This is a genomic window from Streptomyces sp. NPDC006339 (assembly GCF_040612775.1).
In the GTDB taxonomy this organism is placed as follows: domain Bacteria; phylum Actinomycetota; class Actinomycetes; order Streptomycetales; family Streptomycetaceae; genus Streptomyces.
Genome location: NZ_JBEXQW010000073.1, coordinates 14,978 through 28,814, shown reverse-complemented (window position 1 = coordinate 28,814; position 13,837 = coordinate 14,978). Strand labels below are relative to the sequence as shown.

Below are 13,837 nucleotides of genomic sequence, written 5' to 3'. Positions count from 1 at the left end.
GTCAAAGCACCAGGAGCCTAGGCCCGGCAAGGGGCGCCGTTCCGTTGTGCCCACCCGTTCCGCCCCAGCGGAACGAATGCCCACAACGGAGTGGGTGGGCCGCAGGCCACGCGGGGGCACCGCACCAGTCGGGCGTGGCCCGCGAGTGGGCCGTATCGTCCCGTAGCGGGGAGGGCCCGCAGCGAGGGGTGGGGCTAGCTGCGGTAGTTCTCCACCTCGGCGGCCGGGCGCAGGGCCGCCGTGTCCGGGTCCTCGCCGAACTCCGCCTTCGCGCGGCGCTGGCGCAGCAGGTCCCAGCACTGGTCGAGCCGGATCTCCAGCTCGGCGAGGCGGGAGCGTTCCTCGTCCAGGAGGCCGCCCGTGCGCTGCCGCAGGGCCCGTTCCTCCTCGACGAGCGCGCCGATGTTCTCGAGGATCTCGTCGTTGTCCATGCCCTCCAGCGTGGCCGATCCCGGCCCGCCGTGCAGGTCGAGCGGAGCCGTCAGTGCCGCAGGGCCTGGGCGATCTCCGCCTCGGTGGCGCCGGAGAGGGCCCGGTTGCTGCGGGCGGTTCCGGTCCCGGACGCGCCGGGGCCGACTCCGTTGACGTTCAGGACGACCGCGTCGAGCAGGTTGCCCCGGTCGTCACGGAAGTTGACCCAGATCGTGTAGTCGGCGTCCTTGTCGTCGGGGTTGGTCGCGGTGACCTCGGCGACCGTGCGGTCGCCGTCCGTGGAGACCGGCCCGGCCCTGACGTCCCGGGCGGCGTTCACCCCGTCCTTGACCTCGTTCATCTTCTCCTGGGCCGCCGAGGCCACCGCCCCCGTCGCGGAGGCGACGATCTCGCCGGCCCGCTGCTGCGCCTGGTCGCAGCCCGTCAGGGCGGCGGCCGCACCGGCCAGCGCGAGCGCCACGACGGCCACGACGGCCGTCCGCGCCCGGCTCACGGCCGCTCGCCGCGGTACGCGTCGTCCGCCGCGAGCGCCCAGATCACGAAGACGGACACGGCCATGGAGAACAGCGCCCACCACGGCTGGTACGGCAGGAACAGGAACTGGGCGACGATGTTCAGCGCGGCCAGCGCGATGCCGGCGACCCGGCCCCACTCGGCGCCCGAGAGGATGCCGTAGCCGGCGAGGGCGACGACGACGCCGAGGCACAGGTGGATCCAGCCCCAGGTGGTCAGGTCGAACTCGAAGACGTAGTCGCCGACGCGGGTGTAGATGTCGTCCTCGGCGATGCCCGCGATGCCCTGGAGGACGTCCATCACGCCGGTGACCAGCATGAGGACGCCGGCGAAGAGCGTGCCTCCGGCGGCCCACGCGCCCCGGGACGTCGGCTTGGTCGTGGTGGTGGTCTTGTTCTGGCTCATGGCCTCATCGTGGGAGCGGTTGTTCGATCGCGAACCTTTTGCTGAACCGTTCGGGGGAGCGGCCGGGAGGGAGAGGGGATTGCCTCCCTCTATCCTGGACATCTAATATCCAGGATATGAGGATGAACGAGGGCGTGGAGTGGGCGCTCCACAGTTGCCTCAACCTGGCCTGGATCGGCGGGGAGCGGGCGGTCACGGCGGCCCGGCTCGCCGCGTACCACGACCTGCCCGCCGCCTACCTCAACAAGCAGCTCCAGGCCCTCGTCCGGGCCGGCGTCCTCGGCTCCGTCTCCGGCCCCAAGGGCGGCTTCCGGCTGGCCCGGCCGCTGGACCGGATCACGCTGATGGACGTGGTCGCGGCGATCGAGGGCCCGGAGGAGGCGTTCCGCTGCACCGAGATCCGTGCCCAGGGCCCCGGCGCGGCCCCGAACAGCCTGACGCCCGCGGTCGAGTGCGCCATCGCCGGCGCGATGGGCCGCGCGGAACTGGCCTGGCGCCGCGAACTGGCCGCCCGGACCCTCGACGACGTGCGCCGTCAGGCGGAACGGCAGGCGCCGGACGCGCCCGACCGCATCCGCCGCTGGTTCGCGCCCACCTGAGCCACCCGAGCCACCCGAGCCACCTGAACCCCCTGTCACCCGAGCCACCTGAGCCACCTGAACCCCCTCAGTCACCCGAGCCACCCGAGCCGCAACACCCGAGCCGCAACCGCCCGACCCGGCCCCGGCCCGGGCCCCACGACACCGGAGGACGTATCCCATGAGCATCGACCCCGACCGGCGCACCCTCACGAACCCCGCCACCCTCCACGACCCGACCCCCTTCGGCTACAGCCACGCCGCCTCCGCCCCCGGCGAACTCGTCTTCATCGCCGGCCAGTACGCCTCCGACGCCACCGGCGCCCCGGTCCCCGGCGACTTCGCCGCCCAGGTCGAGCTCGCCCTCACCAACCTCCGGCTCGCCCTGGAGGGAGTCGGCCTCGGCCTCACCGACGTGGTCCGCCTCGGCTCGTACGTCGTCGACCACGACCTCGCCAAGCTGGAGATCCTCGGCAAGGCCCTGCACGCCGCCTTCGGCGAGCGGCTGCCCGCGCAGACCCTCAGCGGGGTCGCCTCCCTCGCCCTGCCCGGCATGCTCTTCGAGATCGACGCGGTCGCGGTGCGGCCCGCGCGGAGGGCCACGGCCGGCTGATCCACTTGCGGGGCGTACGGCACGGGTGTGCTCTGGAGGATGCAGGAAAGGCGCCCGAAAGGAGCCTCCGCCATGGCCGCACACGCAGCGATACCCGACCGGCGCGGACACCGCACACACGGCGGACAGCCGGGCCGGCGCACTCGGCAGCAGACCGGCACCCACGGTTGGGGGCTGCCCGTCGCCCTCGGCATCGTCTACGGCCTCTACGCCCCGACCGTCGTCCGCCGCGGTGGCGAACCGAGCTGGGGTCAGTTCTGGCTCGGGGTCGTCAGCGGACTCGTCCTCGCCGTCGCCGTCTACGCGCTCCGGCGTTACGGCCGTGCCCTGCCGCGCGAGCTGCGCGCCGCCGCCTGGGGCGGCCTCGCCGGCATCGCGATCGGCTTCCTCTACAGCCTCGCCGACCGGAGCGTCTACGCGGCGACCACGCTCGGCCTGGTGGTCGCCGGCGCCGTCACCGCCGCCGCCTTCTACCTCTTCTACACCCACGAGGACGCGTCCGGCCGCCCCGCGCCCTACTAGCCCCGCCGCCCTACTAGCCCCCGCCGCCCTGCCGGCCCCGCGTACTACCAGCCCTCGCCCCCCGCGTACTACCGACGACGGACGGCCCGGCGCCGGTGGTACGCCACGGCCACCGCCGCGAGCAGCGGCGGCCAGGCCAGGAGGGGCGCGTAGCAGGCGAGGAGCAGGGCGTCCTGGGCCGGTGAGGCCGGGACGCCCGGGCCGAGACCGGCGTACGCCGCGTAGAAGCCCCAGGCGGCGAGCGCGCACAGGCCGGCGGCCCCGGCGAGGGCCGCCCCGGTCGCGGCGGCCGAGTTCACCCGGCGCCCGCCCAGGAAGGGCAGCCGGCGCGGGAACACCTCGCCCCAGGCACGGACGAGCCCCAGCGTCAGGAACGCCAGCAGCTCGGAGACGACGCTGAGGGAGACCACGTACACGGACTCCCCGAGGCCCATCGAGCCGTCGCCGGCGTCCTGGGTGACCGGGAGGCCGGCGACCAGCGCGAGCCGCCACAGCCCGGAGGGGAGGACGGCCAGGGGCACGGCGTGGGCGGCCACGGCGGCCCACCGGGGCACGTCGGGCAGCGCGTCGATCTTCGGCGTCAGCATGACCTCAGCGTCCCGCCGGCGGCCCGGCCCGCACGTCGTCCCGAGGGGCCGACCGCCTCCGCCGCGCGACGGAGCCGGCCTCGTCCCCTGGCACCCTCGGCGTCCCCGCCGGAAACTGGTTGAAGCGGATCCGAACAACCAGCCCCCGCCCACGCCCACGCCCGCGTGACGCCCTCAGGGAGGACAGGCGTATGACCGACCTCGCCATCGAGACCGAAGGGCTGGTCAAGGTCTTCGGCACGAACCGCGCCGTCGACGGCATCGACCTGCGCGTCCCGGCCGGCACCGTGTACGGCGTCCTCGGCCCCAACGGCGCCGGCAAGACCACCGCCGTCAAGATGCTCGCCACCCTCCTCCGCCCCGACGGCGGCCGCGCCCGGGTCTTCGGCAAGGACGTCGTCGCGGACGCCGACACCGTCCGCGGCCGGGTCAGCCTCACCGGCCAGTACGCCTCCGTCGACGAGGACCTCACCGGCACCGAGAACCTGGTGCTGCTCGGCCGGCTCCTCGGCCACGGCCGCCCCGCCGCGCGCGAGCGCTCCGCGCAGCTCCTGGAGGCGTTCGGCCTCGCGGAGGCGGCGGACCGGCAGGTCAAGAACTACTCGGGCGGCATGCGGCGCCGTATCGACATCGCCGCGTCCATCCTCAACGTCCCCGACCTGCTGTTCCTCGACGAGCCGACCACCGGCCTCGACCCGCGCAGCCGCAACCAGGTCTGGGACATCGTCCGCGCCGTCGTCGCCCAGGGCACCACCGTCCTGCTCACCACCCAGTACCTGGACGAGGCCGACCGGCTGGCGTCCCGGATCGCCGTCATCGACCACGGCAAGGTCATCGCGGAGGGGACGAAGGGCGAGCTCAAGGCATCGGTGGGCGCCGGGTCCGTGCACGTACGGCTCCGGGACCCCGAGCAGCGCCCGGCGGCCGAGCGGATCCTCACCGGGGCCCTCGACGCCACCGTCCAGCTCGACTCCGACCCGGTCGCGCTCACCGCCACCGTGGGCGGCCGGGGGAGCGACCTCGGCGCCGCCGAACAGGCCGCCCGGGCCCTGGCCGAGCTGGCCAGGAGCGGCATCACGGTCGACGACTTCGCGCTCGGACAGCCCAGCCTGGACGAGGTGTTCCTCGCCCTGACGGACCGCGCTCCCGCGGACCCTGCCGCTGCGGACCGTGCCCCTGCGGACCGTGCCCCTGTGGACCGCGCTCCCGCGGACCCGGCTCCTGCGGGCCGCGCTTCCGCGGACCCTGCTCCCGCGGACCGTGCTCCCGGCACGGCGGCCCCCGACCGGAAGGGACCGACGGCATGAGCACCGTCACCACCGGCAAGGACCGGCAGACCGCCGACACCCTCGACTTCGTCGCCCCCAAGGCCGACGAGCTCGCCGCGCTGCTCGTGGGACACACCCGGCCGCCGCGGCCGAGCGCGCTCTCCGCCTCGCTGACCTTCGGCTGGCGGGCCATGCTCAAGATCAAGCACGTGCCGGAGCAACTGTTCGACGTGACGGCGTTCCCGATCATGATGGTGCTGATGTACACGTACCTCTTCGGCGGCGCGCTGGCCGGCTCCGTCTCGGCGTACATCCAGTTCCTGCTGCCGGGCATCCTGGTGATGAGCGTCGTGATGATCACGATGTACACCGGCGTCTCGGTCAACACGGACATCGAGAAGGGCGTCTTCGACCGCTTCCGTACGCTGCCGATCTGGCGGCCCGCGCCGATGGTGGGCTATCTGCTCGGGGACGTCGTGCGCTATCTGATCGCCTCCGCCGTGATGCTCACGGTCGGCATCGTCATCGGCTACCGGCCGGACGGCGGGGTGGCGGGCGTACTGCTCGGGGTGGCGCTGCTGCTGGTGTTCTCGTTCGCGTTCTCGTGGATCTGGACCATGTTCGGACTGATGCTGCGCAGCGAGAAGTCGGTCATGGGCGTCAGCATGATGGTGATCTTCCCGCTGACCTTCCTGTCGAACGTCTTCGTCGACCCGAGGACCATGCCCGGCTGGCTCCAGGCTTTCGTGAACAACAGCCCGGTGACCCATCTGGCGACGGCCGTGCGGGAGTTGATGGCGGGGAACTGGCCGGCGGCGGACATCGCCTGGTCGCTCGGCTGGTCGGCGGTGTTCGTGGTGGTCTTCGGTGCGGTCACGATGCGCCTGTACAACCGCAAGTAGCGTTCTCCACGCGCCCGACCGCGGCGGTTGACCTTCCCGCGCGGGGAAGGCCCAGCATCGGTGGCGCCGGGCAGGGAGCCCGGTACGGGGAGGAACGCATGCTGACGATCGGGGACTTCGCCCGCGCCTCCCGGCTCTCGGCCAAGGCGCTGCGCCGCTACGACGAGCTGGGCCTGCTGCCGCCCGCCCGCGTCGACCCGTTCACCGGCTACCGCTACTACACCGAGGAACAGGTGGAGCGGGCCCGGCTGGTGGGCTGGCTGCGGCGGATCGGGATGCCGCTCGCCGAGGTCGGGCGGGTCTGCGCGCTGTACGAGACGGACGACGCGGCCGGCGCGGCCCGCGCGATCCGCGCGTACTGGGCGGGCGTGGAGTCGGAGACGGCGGCGCGGCGGGACCTGGCGGCCTCCCTGGTGGACCGGCTGAAGGGCCCCACTGACATGACGACGACCCCTCCCACCTCTCCTCCTGCCTCCTTCGCCCTGCGCGCCGCCATACGGCTCGACCCCGGCCTGGTGCGCGCCGTCCAGCAGGACGCCGCCCACGCCGGACCGCGCCTGCTGGCCGTCGCCGACGGGTACGGCCCCGAGGGCGAGCGCGCCGCGCGGTCGGCACTCGCCGCGCTCGCGTCGGTGGCCCCGCCCGCCGGTTCCGCCGCCCGCACCGTCGTCCGGGCGGGCGATGTCCTCAACGCCCTGGAGGACGGGGTGCGCGACGCCAACGACGCGGTGGCCGGGCTTTCCGGGTCCGGTACGACGCTGACCGCCGCCCTGCTCGCCGGGAACCGCCTCGCGCTGGCCCATGTGGGCGACTCGCGGGCGTATCTGCTGCGCGAGGGCACCCTCGTCCGGCTCACCCGGGACCACACGGTGGTCCAGGCGCTCGTCGACGCGGGCGAGGTGGACCCGGCCGAGGCGGCCGACCGGCCCGACCGGGCGCTGCTCCTGAAGGCTCTCGACGGCGGGGACGTGCCGCCGGAACCGGAGCTCGCCGTGCGCGAGGTCCGGCCGGGCGACCGGCTGCTGCTCTGCACCGACGGGCTCTCGGCGCTGCTCACCGCGCAGGACATCGAACGCGGCCTCGCGCGAGTCGGCGGCCCCGAAGCCGCGGCCGCCGCCCTGGTCGCGCTCGCGCGGGACCTGGGCGGCCCGGACAACGTGGCGTGCGTGGTGGCGGACGTCGTGCGGGACGGAGTTTCGGAGGGCGTGCCGGAGGGCGTTGCGGGCGCGGTCCGGTCCGCCTCCTAGACGGACGAAGGGCGCCCCCGGCCGTACGGGTCTACCGCTCGGCGACCTTGCCCCGGACGACCACCACGGGGCAGGGCGCGTGCTGGGCGACGTTCGTCGAGACGGAGCCCAGGACGGCCGCCTTGAAGCCGCTGTGGCCGCGGTCGCCCACCACGAGCAGGGAGGCGCCCTCGGCCTGTTCGACCAGGATCTGGGAGGGGTTGCCGGCGGCCACCGTGCGGGTGACGGCGGCGGCCTCCGCCGGCGTGAGGGCCTTGGCCAGGGACTCGTCCAGGATCTCCTTGGCGAGCCGCTCGGGGTCGAACCCCTGCGGCACGCCCGGCATGGCGGTCGCCCAGGACGCCGGGTACTCCCAGGTGATCACCGCGTGCAGGGAGTCCCCGGTCAGGGCGGCCTGCCGCGCCGCCCACCTCAGCGCCTTCAGGGACGGCTCCGAGCCGTCCACGCCCACCACGATCCTGCCGCCGCTCGTCACGGTCATCACGGTCCTCCGTCTCGCCGTCGGGAGAAGCTTCCGGTCAATCCAGTCGCAGATCGGCCAACTGCTGCTCGAACGGGACGATTTCGTCCTCTTCGGCGCTTCTGCCCGGCCGGGCCGCGACCATGTCCGCGAACCCGTTCCCGGCGCGGGTGATGCGGGCCGGCAGGCCCTCGGTGTACTCGTCGCCGCCGGAGCCCCAGTCCTCGGAGGCGGCGTAGACGGCGGTCGGGGCGACGAGGGCCCGCAGATAGGCGAAGAGCGGGCGCAGGGCGTGGTCGAGGACGAGGGAGTGGCGGGCGGTGCCGCCGGTGGCGCCGATGAGGACGGGCGTGCCGGTGAGCGCGGCCGGGTCGATCAGGTCGAAGAAGGACTTGAACAGGCCGCTGTAGGAGGCCGTGAAGACGGGCGTCACGGCGACGACCCCGTCCGCGCCGGTCACCGCGTCGATCGCCGCCCCGAGCTTCTCGGAGGGGAAGCCGGTGACGAGGTTCTTCGCGATGTCGACGGCCAGGTCGCGCAGTTCGACGACCTCGACGTCGACGGCGTACTCCTGCTCGGCGAGCCGGTACCGGGCGGCCTGGAGCAGCCGGTCGGCGAGCAGCCGGGTGGAGGAGGGGCTGCTGAGGCCGGCCGAGACGGCGACCAGCTTGAGGGTGCGCATGGGATCAGACCTCCTGCTTCGGTGCGGTCTCCTCGACGGCCGCCTTCTCGACGGCCGCCTTCTCGGTGACCGTCTTCCCGACGGCCGTCTTCCCGACGGCCGACTTTCCGGCGGCCTTCTGGACGGCGGGGTGGAGCGGGGCGGTCTCCGGTACGCCGGCCGGCCGCAGGTTCGCGAACTCCTTGCGCAGCACCGGGACGACCTCCTCGCCGAGGAGGTCGAGCTGCTCCAGGACCGTCTTCAGCGGCAGGCCCGCGTGGTCGATCAGGAAGAGCTGGCGCTGGTAGTCGCCGACGTACTCGCGGAAGGACAGGGTCCGTTCGATGACCTCCTGCGGCGAGCCGACGGTGAGCGGGGTCTCGCGGCTGAACTCCTCCAGGGAGGGGCCGTGGCCGTAGACGGGCGCGTTGTCGAAGTACGGGCGGAACTCGCGCACCGCGTCCTGGGAGTTCCTGCGCATGAAGACCTGGCCGCCGAGGCCCACGACGGCCTGCTCGGGGGTGCCGTGGCCGTAGTGCGCGTACCGCTGGCGGTAGAGGCGGACCATCTTCTCGGTGTGCTGCTTGGGCCAGAAGATGTGGTTGGCGAAGAAGCCGTCGCCGTAGTACGCGGCCTGCTCGGCGATCTCGGGGGAGCGGATGGAGCCGTGCCAGACGAAGGGCGGGACGCCGTCCAGCGGGCGCGGGGTGGCGGTGAAGCCCTGGAGCGCGCTGCGGAACCTCCCCTCCCAGTCGACCACGTCCTCCCTCCACAGCCTGTGGAGGAGCGCGTAGTTCTCGATGGCGAGCGGGATGCCCTGCCGGATGTCCTGGCCGAACCACGGGTAGACCGGGCCGGTGTTGCCGCGGCCCGTCATCAGGTCGACGCGGCCGTCGGCGAGGTGCTGGAGGGTGGCGTAGTCCTCGGCGATCTTCACCGGGTCGTTGGTGGTGATCAGCGTCGTGGAGGTGGAGAGGATCAGCTTCTCCGTGCGGGCGGCGATGTGCCCGAGGAGGGTCGTGGGGGAGGACGGCACGAACGGCGGGTTGTGGTGCTCGCCGGTGGCGAACACGTCCAGGCCGACCTCCTCGGCCTTGAGCGCGATGGCGACGGTGTTCTTGATCCGCTCGTGCTCGGTGGGGGTGCGGCCGGTGGTGGGGTCGGTCGTCACGTCGCCGACGGTGAAGATCCCGAACTGCATCGTGCTCACCTCTCGCCTTCCTGGTTTTGGTTGAACCTTAAACCATCCCGTGCAACGGTGCCACTTCCCTCCCTATTCCTGCCGCTCCCCGCGCTCTTCCACATCGGGCAGAACGCCCGGAATCAGCCGCTGAGCGGCGGGTTTCCGCCCTCCCGTAGAGTCGGCCGATGTGAACGCCGCGATATCGGAGCAGCCGGAGCGATCGGCACGGCCGGAACAGCCGGAGCAGCCGGAGCAGCCGGCGCCGTCGAAGCAGGTGGTGACGGTCGTCGGGATCGGTGCCGACGGCTGGGACGGACTGCCCGAGACCTCCCGCCGGGCCCTGCGCTCCGCCGAGGTGCTGATCGGCGGCCCCCGCCAGCTCGACCTGCTGCCCGTCGCCGACTGCCCCGGCACCCGGGTCACCTGGCCCAGCCCGCTGCGCCCGGCCGTGCCCGGCCTGCTCGCCGCCCACGAGGGCCGCCGCGTCGCCGTCCTGGCCAGCGGCGACCCCCTCTTCTACGGGATCGGCCGCACCCTCGCCGAGATCCTGGGCCCGGACCGGCTGCACGTCCTGCCGCACCCGTCCTCCGTCTCGTACGCCTGCGCCCGGCTCGGCTGGCCCCTGGAGGCCACCGAGACGGTCTCCCTCGTCGCCCGGCCGCTCGACGCGCTGACCGCCGCCCTGCACGACGGCCGCCGCCTGCTGCTGCTCGGCGAGGGCCCCGACTCGCCCGCGCGGGTCGCGGCCCTGCTGCGCGAGCGCGGCTGGGGCGGCACCCGGATCCGGGTCCTCGAACAGCTCGGCGGGCCCCGCGAGCGGCTCCTCGACGGCACCGCCGCCGACTGGCCCCACGAGCGCGCCGACGCCCTGCACGTCCTCGCGCTCGACTGCGTACGCGACCCGGACACCCTGCGGCTCGGCACCACCCCCGGCCTGCCCGACGAGGCGTACGAGCACGACGGCCAGCTCACCAAGCGCTACGTCCGCGCCGCCACCCTCGCCGCCCTCGCGCCCGCCCCCGGCGAACTGCTCTGGGACGTCGGCGGCGGCTCCGGCTCCATCGGCGTCGAATGGATGCGGGCCCACCGCGCCTGCCGGGCGGTCGCCGTCGAGAGGTCGCCCGAGCGGGCCGCGCGCATCGCGCGCAACGCGGCCGCCCTCGGCGTGCCCGGCCTGAAGGTCGTCACGGGCGCCGCCCCGGGCGCGCTGGCCGGCCTCGACACCCCCGACGCGATCTTCATCGGCGGCGGTCTGACCGCGCCCGGCCTGCTCGACGCCTGCTGGGACGCGCTCCCGCCCGGCGGCCGGCTCGTCGCCAACACCGTGACCCTGGAGTCCGAGGCGGTGCTCGCCGCACGTCACCGGCGCCACGGCGGCGAGCTGATCCGGCTCGCGGTCGCCGCCGCCGTGCCCGTGGGCGGCTTCACCGGCTGGCGCCAGGCGATGCCCGTCACCCAGTGGTCCGTAACGAAAGGTTCTGGAGAAGGATGACCGTCTACTTCATCGGCGCGGGCCCCGGCGCGGCCGACCTGATCACCGTGCGTGGCGCGCGGACCCTGGCGGCGTGCGGGGTCTGCCTCTACGCCGGTTCCCTCGTCCCGCGCGAGCTGCTCGCCGAGTGCCCGCCGGACGCCAAGCTGGTCGACACGGCGCGGATGGACCTCGACCAGATCCTCGCCGAGATCACCGCCGCCCACGAGGCCGGGCAGGACGTGGCCCGGCTGCACTCCGGCGACCCGTCCGTCTTCAGCGCCATGGCCGAGCAGATGCGGCGCCTGGACGCGGCCGGCATCCCGTACGAGGTCGTGCCCGGCGTCCCGGCCTTCGCGGCGGCGGCCGCCGCGCTCAAGCGGGAGCTGACGGTGCCGACGGTCGGCCAGACCGTCATCCTCACCCGTATCGCCCAGCAGGCCACGCCCATGCCGGAGGGCGAGGACCTGGCCACCCTCGGCCGCAGCGGCGCCCTGCTCGTCCTCCACCTCGGCGCCCGCTACGTCGACCGGATCGTCTCCGAACTGGTCCCCCACTACGGCGCCGACTGCCCGGCCGCCGTCGTCGCGATGGCCAGCCGCCCCGACGAGGTCGTGCTGCGGGGCACCCTGGAGGACATCGCGGAGCAGGTGAAGGCGGCCGGCATCACCAAGACCGCCGTCATCCTCGTGGGCCGCACGCTGGCCGCCTCGGAATTCCGCGACAGCCACCTCTACGACCCGGCCCGGGACCGCCACACCTGCTGAGGCGTGGCGCTCGGCCCCGGGCCCTGGTTCACGCGTTGGGCCGCTTGCCGTGGTTGGCCTTCTTCTTCTTGCGGGCCCGCTTCTTGTTGCCGCGCTTCGCCATGGGGATTCCTCCCTTTCGTATGCGTCGGGGGGTGTGCCCTGCCGAGCCTAGGTTTGCCGGACGGGGCCCGCACGTCGGCTGTCAGTGCCATGCGCTGCAATGGGGGACGTGACCGTCTACGACGTGGCCCGGGCGCTGCCGGGCATCGGGGAACTGCGCGACCACTGCCGGGGGCTCGCGATGCTGGACGCGGTGCTGAGCCCGGAGTGGGAGGACCGGTACTACTCCTTCGACGCGCACTGGGAGGAAGGCGAGCAGATGGCCTCCATGCGGAACGGCATGGGCGACGAGTACGCGATCGTGTTCTCCGATGCCGGGGCCTATGCCCGGGGCTTCGACCACGAGTCGCCGATGAGCCCGTGGGCCCGCACGGACACCCCCGCGCCCTGGCCCGGCGTCCTCGACTCCGTACCGGAGGTCTTCCGGCCGTACGTGACAGAGCCCGCGTTCTGCGAGGAGGACGGCACCCCCACCATCACCTGCTGCCTGTGGCGCGAGGCCGCCGACCCGGTCTGGCGGACCGGCACCGTCGACTTCCCCGACGGCGCCGCGTACGTCTTCGAGCTGCTCGTCGACCGCTCGGCGGAGGCGTACGCGGAATGGGCCTCCGACTACCACGAGACGGACGTCGACGTCGACGCCGTCCGCCACGTCCTCGCCCTGCGCCCCTTGACCGCGGCCGTGGTCGCCGCCCTCAACCCGGAGGCGGAGCTCGCGGGCCTCGCCGAGGACATCGCGGAGATCGGCTACCCGACGCTCACGGAGTGACGCCCCACTCCGGCGCCGGCGCCGCCATCACCGTCGCGTCCACCCGCTCCCCCTCCCACAGCAGCGCCCCCCGCAAGGTGCCCTCCGCGCGGAAGCCGGCCTTCCCGGGGTCCTCGAACATCGGACCCGGACCCGGGCCCGGCGGTTCAGCTCTCGCCCCCGGTTCAGGTCACGGGCCCGCCGGTGCCGACCGGCCCACCACGACGCCCGCGCGGTCGATGCACACGACGTCGACGGTCACCGGCGCGCCGCGCAGCACCGCGAGTGCCTCGTCGCGGGCGCGGGCGGCGACCAGGTCGCCCAGCGGCACTCCGGCGGCCTCGCAGAGGCGGAGGGCGGCCAGGCCCGTGTTGGCGGCGGCGATCTCCTCCGCCAGGGCTTCGGACGCGCCGCCCGAGCGGGCCAGCCCGGCGAGGAAGGTCTTGTCGACCTGGGAACGGGCCGAGTGCAGGTCCAGGTGGCCGGCGGCCAGTTTGGAGAGTTTCGCGAAGCCGCCGCAGATCGTGAGCCGGTCCACGGGGTGGCGTCGGATGTATTTGAGGACGGCGCCCGCGAAGTCGCCCATGTCGAGCAGGGCGATCTCCGGCAGGTCGTACAGCTCGGTGACCGTGCGCTCGGAGGTGGAGCCGGTGCAGCCGGCGACGTGGGTGAGGCCGCCGGCGCGGGCCACGTCGACCCCGCGCCGGATGGAGTCGATCCAGGCGGAGCAGGAGTAGGGCACGACGACGCCCGTGGTGCCGAGCACGGACAGGCCGCCCAGGATGCCGATCCGCGGGTTCCAGGTGGAGCGGGCGATCTCGGCGCCGTGGTCGACGGAGATCGTGATCTCGACGTCGCCGGCCGCGCCGTGGGCCGCCGCGACCTCCGCCACGTGCTCCCGCATCATCTGCCGGGGCACGGGGTTGATCGCCGGCTCGCCGACCTCCAGCGGCAGGCCGGGCAGGGTGACCGTGCCCACGCCCTCGCCGGCCCGGAACACCACGCCGGAGCCGGCCGGCAGGAGCCGTACCGTCGAGCGGATCAGCGCGCCGTGGGTGACGTCGGGGTCGTCGCCCGCGTCCTTCACCACCCCGGCCATGGCGGAGTCCGGCCGCAGTTCCTCCGCGGCGAGCGCGAAGGCCGGCGTCTGGCCCTTGGGCAGGGTGATCGTCACCGGGTCCGGGAAGTCGCCGGTGAGCAGCGCGGTGTACGCGGCGGTCGTCGCCGCCGTCGCGCAGGCACCGGTCGTCCAGCCGGGCCGCAGACCGGTGTGCTTGAGTTGGGCCGCACGCCCCCCGGAACCCATGCCGGAACCGGCCCCGGCCCCCGTGCCGGAACGCGCGCCGGACCCCATGCCGGAACTCATGAACGGACTCCC

17 protein-coding genes and 1 pseudogene are annotated in these 13,837 nt (G+C 73.9%); 9 read left to right on the top strand and 9 right to left on the bottom strand.

Annotation, left to right across the window (positions count from 1 at the left end; genetic code table 11):
- Positions 1-194: 194 nt before the first annotated feature.
- The 3 genes from ABZ135_RS36095 to ABZ135_RS36085 are packed head-to-tail and all read right to left on the bottom strand — an operon-like array spanning position 195 to position 1,350.
- Entirely contained in the window at positions 195-431 is a 237-nt protein-coding gene (locus ABZ135_RS36095) for a DUF2630 family protein (protein WP_356702142.1), read from the bottom strand.
- A gap of 50 nt (positions 432-481) precedes the next feature.
- Complete coding sequence (locus tag ABZ135_RS36090; protein ID WP_356702141.1) at positions 482-925, bottom strand: hypothetical protein; 444 nt, start codon at positions 923-925, stop codon at positions 482-484.
- Positions 922-1,350 (bottom strand): hypothetical protein, encoded by a 429-nt coding sequence (locus ABZ135_RS36085; protein ID WP_356702139.1) that lies wholly within the window; start codon positions 1,348-1,350, stop codon positions 922-924. The genes ABZ135_RS36090 and ABZ135_RS36085 overlap by 4 nt, the downstream gene beginning before the upstream one ends.
- A 122-nt stretch (positions 1,351-1,472) precedes the next feature.
- Here ABZ135_RS36085 and ABZ135_RS36080 point away from each other — a divergent pair, with 122 nt between their 5' ends.
- The 3 genes from ABZ135_RS36080 (at position 1,473) to ABZ135_RS36070 (ending at position 3,063) form a co-directional block, all read left to right on the top strand.
- Positions 1,473-1,949: an Rrf2 family transcriptional regulator gene (locus tag ABZ135_RS36080; protein WP_356702149.1), complete on the top strand. Its 477-nt coding sequence runs from the start codon at positions 1,473-1,475 to the stop codon at positions 1,947-1,949.
- A 160-nt stretch (positions 1,950-2,109) separates the two neighbouring features.
- Positions 2,110-2,541, top strand: coding sequence for a RidA family protein (locus ABZ135_RS36075; protein ID WP_356702138.1), 432 nt, complete (start codon positions 2,110-2,112; stop codon positions 2,539-2,541).
- 72 nt (positions 2,542-2,613) lie between these two features.
- On the top strand, positions 2,614-3,063 hold the full coding sequence (locus ABZ135_RS36070; protein ID WP_356702136.1) for a hypothetical protein: 450 nt from the start codon (positions 2,614-2,616) through the stop codon (positions 3,061-3,063).
- 68 nt (positions 3,064-3,131) lie between these two features.
- Here ABZ135_RS36070 and ABZ135_RS36065 read toward each other — a convergent pair whose 3' ends face one another.
- Complete coding sequence (locus ABZ135_RS36065; RefSeq protein WP_356702134.1) at positions 3,132-3,650, bottom strand: hypothetical protein; 519 nt, start codon at positions 3,648-3,650, stop codon at positions 3,132-3,134.
- 191 nt (positions 3,651-3,841) lie between these two features.
- Here ABZ135_RS36065 and ABZ135_RS36060 point away from each other — a divergent pair.
- The 3 genes and pseudogenes from ABZ135_RS36060 to ABZ135_RS36050 all read left to right on the top strand — a co-directional run.
- Positions 3,842-4,792 (top strand): annotated as a pseudogene (locus ABZ135_RS36060) (ATP-binding cassette domain-containing protein); the annotation flags it as partial.
- Positions 4,793-4,953: 161 nt separating this feature from the next.
- A complete protein-coding gene (locus tag ABZ135_RS36055; RefSeq protein ID WP_356702132.1) occupies positions 4,954-5,820 on the top strand; it encodes an ABC transporter permease in 867 nt (288 codons plus the stop codon).
- Positions 5,821-5,918: 98 nt separating this feature from the next.
- A complete protein-coding gene (locus tag ABZ135_RS36050) occupies positions 5,919-7,067 on the top strand; it encodes a MerR family transcriptional regulator (RefSeq protein WP_356702130.1) in 1,149 nt (382 codons plus the stop codon).
- A gap of 31 nt (positions 7,068-7,098) precedes the next feature.
- Here ABZ135_RS36050 and ABZ135_RS36045 read toward each other — a convergent pair whose 3' ends face one another.
- From ABZ135_RS36045 to ABZ135_RS36035, 3 genes are read right to left on the bottom strand one after another with little or no spacing between them, the layout of a single operon-like run.
- Positions 7,099-7,548 (bottom strand): universal stress protein, encoded by a 450-nt coding sequence (locus ABZ135_RS36045; protein ID WP_356702128.1) that lies wholly within the window; start codon positions 7,546-7,548, stop codon positions 7,099-7,101.
- A 37-nt stretch (positions 7,549-7,585) separates the two neighbouring features.
- Entirely contained in the window at positions 7,586-8,209 is a 624-nt protein-coding gene (locus ABZ135_RS36040) for an FMN reductase (RefSeq protein ID WP_356702126.1), read from the bottom strand.
- 4 nt (positions 8,210-8,213) lie between these two features.
- Complete coding sequence (locus ABZ135_RS36035; protein WP_356702147.1) at positions 8,214-9,389, bottom strand: CE1758 family FMN-dependent luciferase-like monooxygenase; 1,176 nt, start codon at positions 9,387-9,389, stop codon at positions 8,214-8,216.
- A gap of 256 nt (positions 9,390-9,645) precedes the next feature.
- Between ABZ135_RS36035 and cbiE the strand changes: the two genes are divergently transcribed.
- The 3 genes from cbiE (at position 9,646) to ABZ135_RS36020 (ending at position 12,480) form a co-directional block, all read left to right on the top strand.
- A complete protein-coding gene (gene cbiE / locus ABZ135_RS36030; protein ID WP_356702145.1) occupies positions 9,646-10,863 on the top strand; it encodes a precorrin-6y C5,15-methyltransferase (decarboxylating) subunit CbiE in 1,218 nt (405 codons plus the stop codon).
- On the top strand, positions 10,860-11,609 hold the full coding sequence (gene cobM / locus ABZ135_RS36025; RefSeq protein ID WP_356702125.1) for a precorrin-4 C(11)-methyltransferase: 750 nt from the start codon (positions 10,860-10,862) through the stop codon (positions 11,607-11,609). Before cbiE ends, cobM begins: the two co-directional genes overlap by 4 nt.
- A 202-nt stretch (positions 11,610-11,811) precedes the next feature.
- On the top strand, positions 11,812-12,480 hold the full coding sequence (locus ABZ135_RS36020) for a hypothetical protein (RefSeq protein WP_356702123.1): 669 nt from the start codon (positions 11,812-11,814) through the stop codon (positions 12,478-12,480).
- Here ABZ135_RS36020 and ABZ135_RS36015 read toward each other — a convergent pair.
- Both ABZ135_RS36015 and ABZ135_RS36010 read right to left on the bottom strand, forming a co-directional pair.
- On the bottom strand, positions 12,470-12,601 hold the full coding sequence (locus ABZ135_RS36015) for a hypothetical protein (protein WP_356702121.1): 132 nt from the start codon (positions 12,599-12,601) through the stop codon (positions 12,470-12,472). The genes ABZ135_RS36020 and ABZ135_RS36015 overlap by 11 nt on opposite strands.
- Before the next feature lie 48 nt (positions 12,602-12,649).
- Positions 12,650-13,765 (bottom strand): cobalt-precorrin-5B (C(1))-methyltransferase, encoded by a 1,116-nt coding sequence (locus ABZ135_RS36010; RefSeq protein ID WP_356702144.1) that lies wholly within the window; start codon positions 13,763-13,765, stop codon positions 12,650-12,652.
- Positions 13,766-13,837 lie beyond the last annotated feature (72 nt).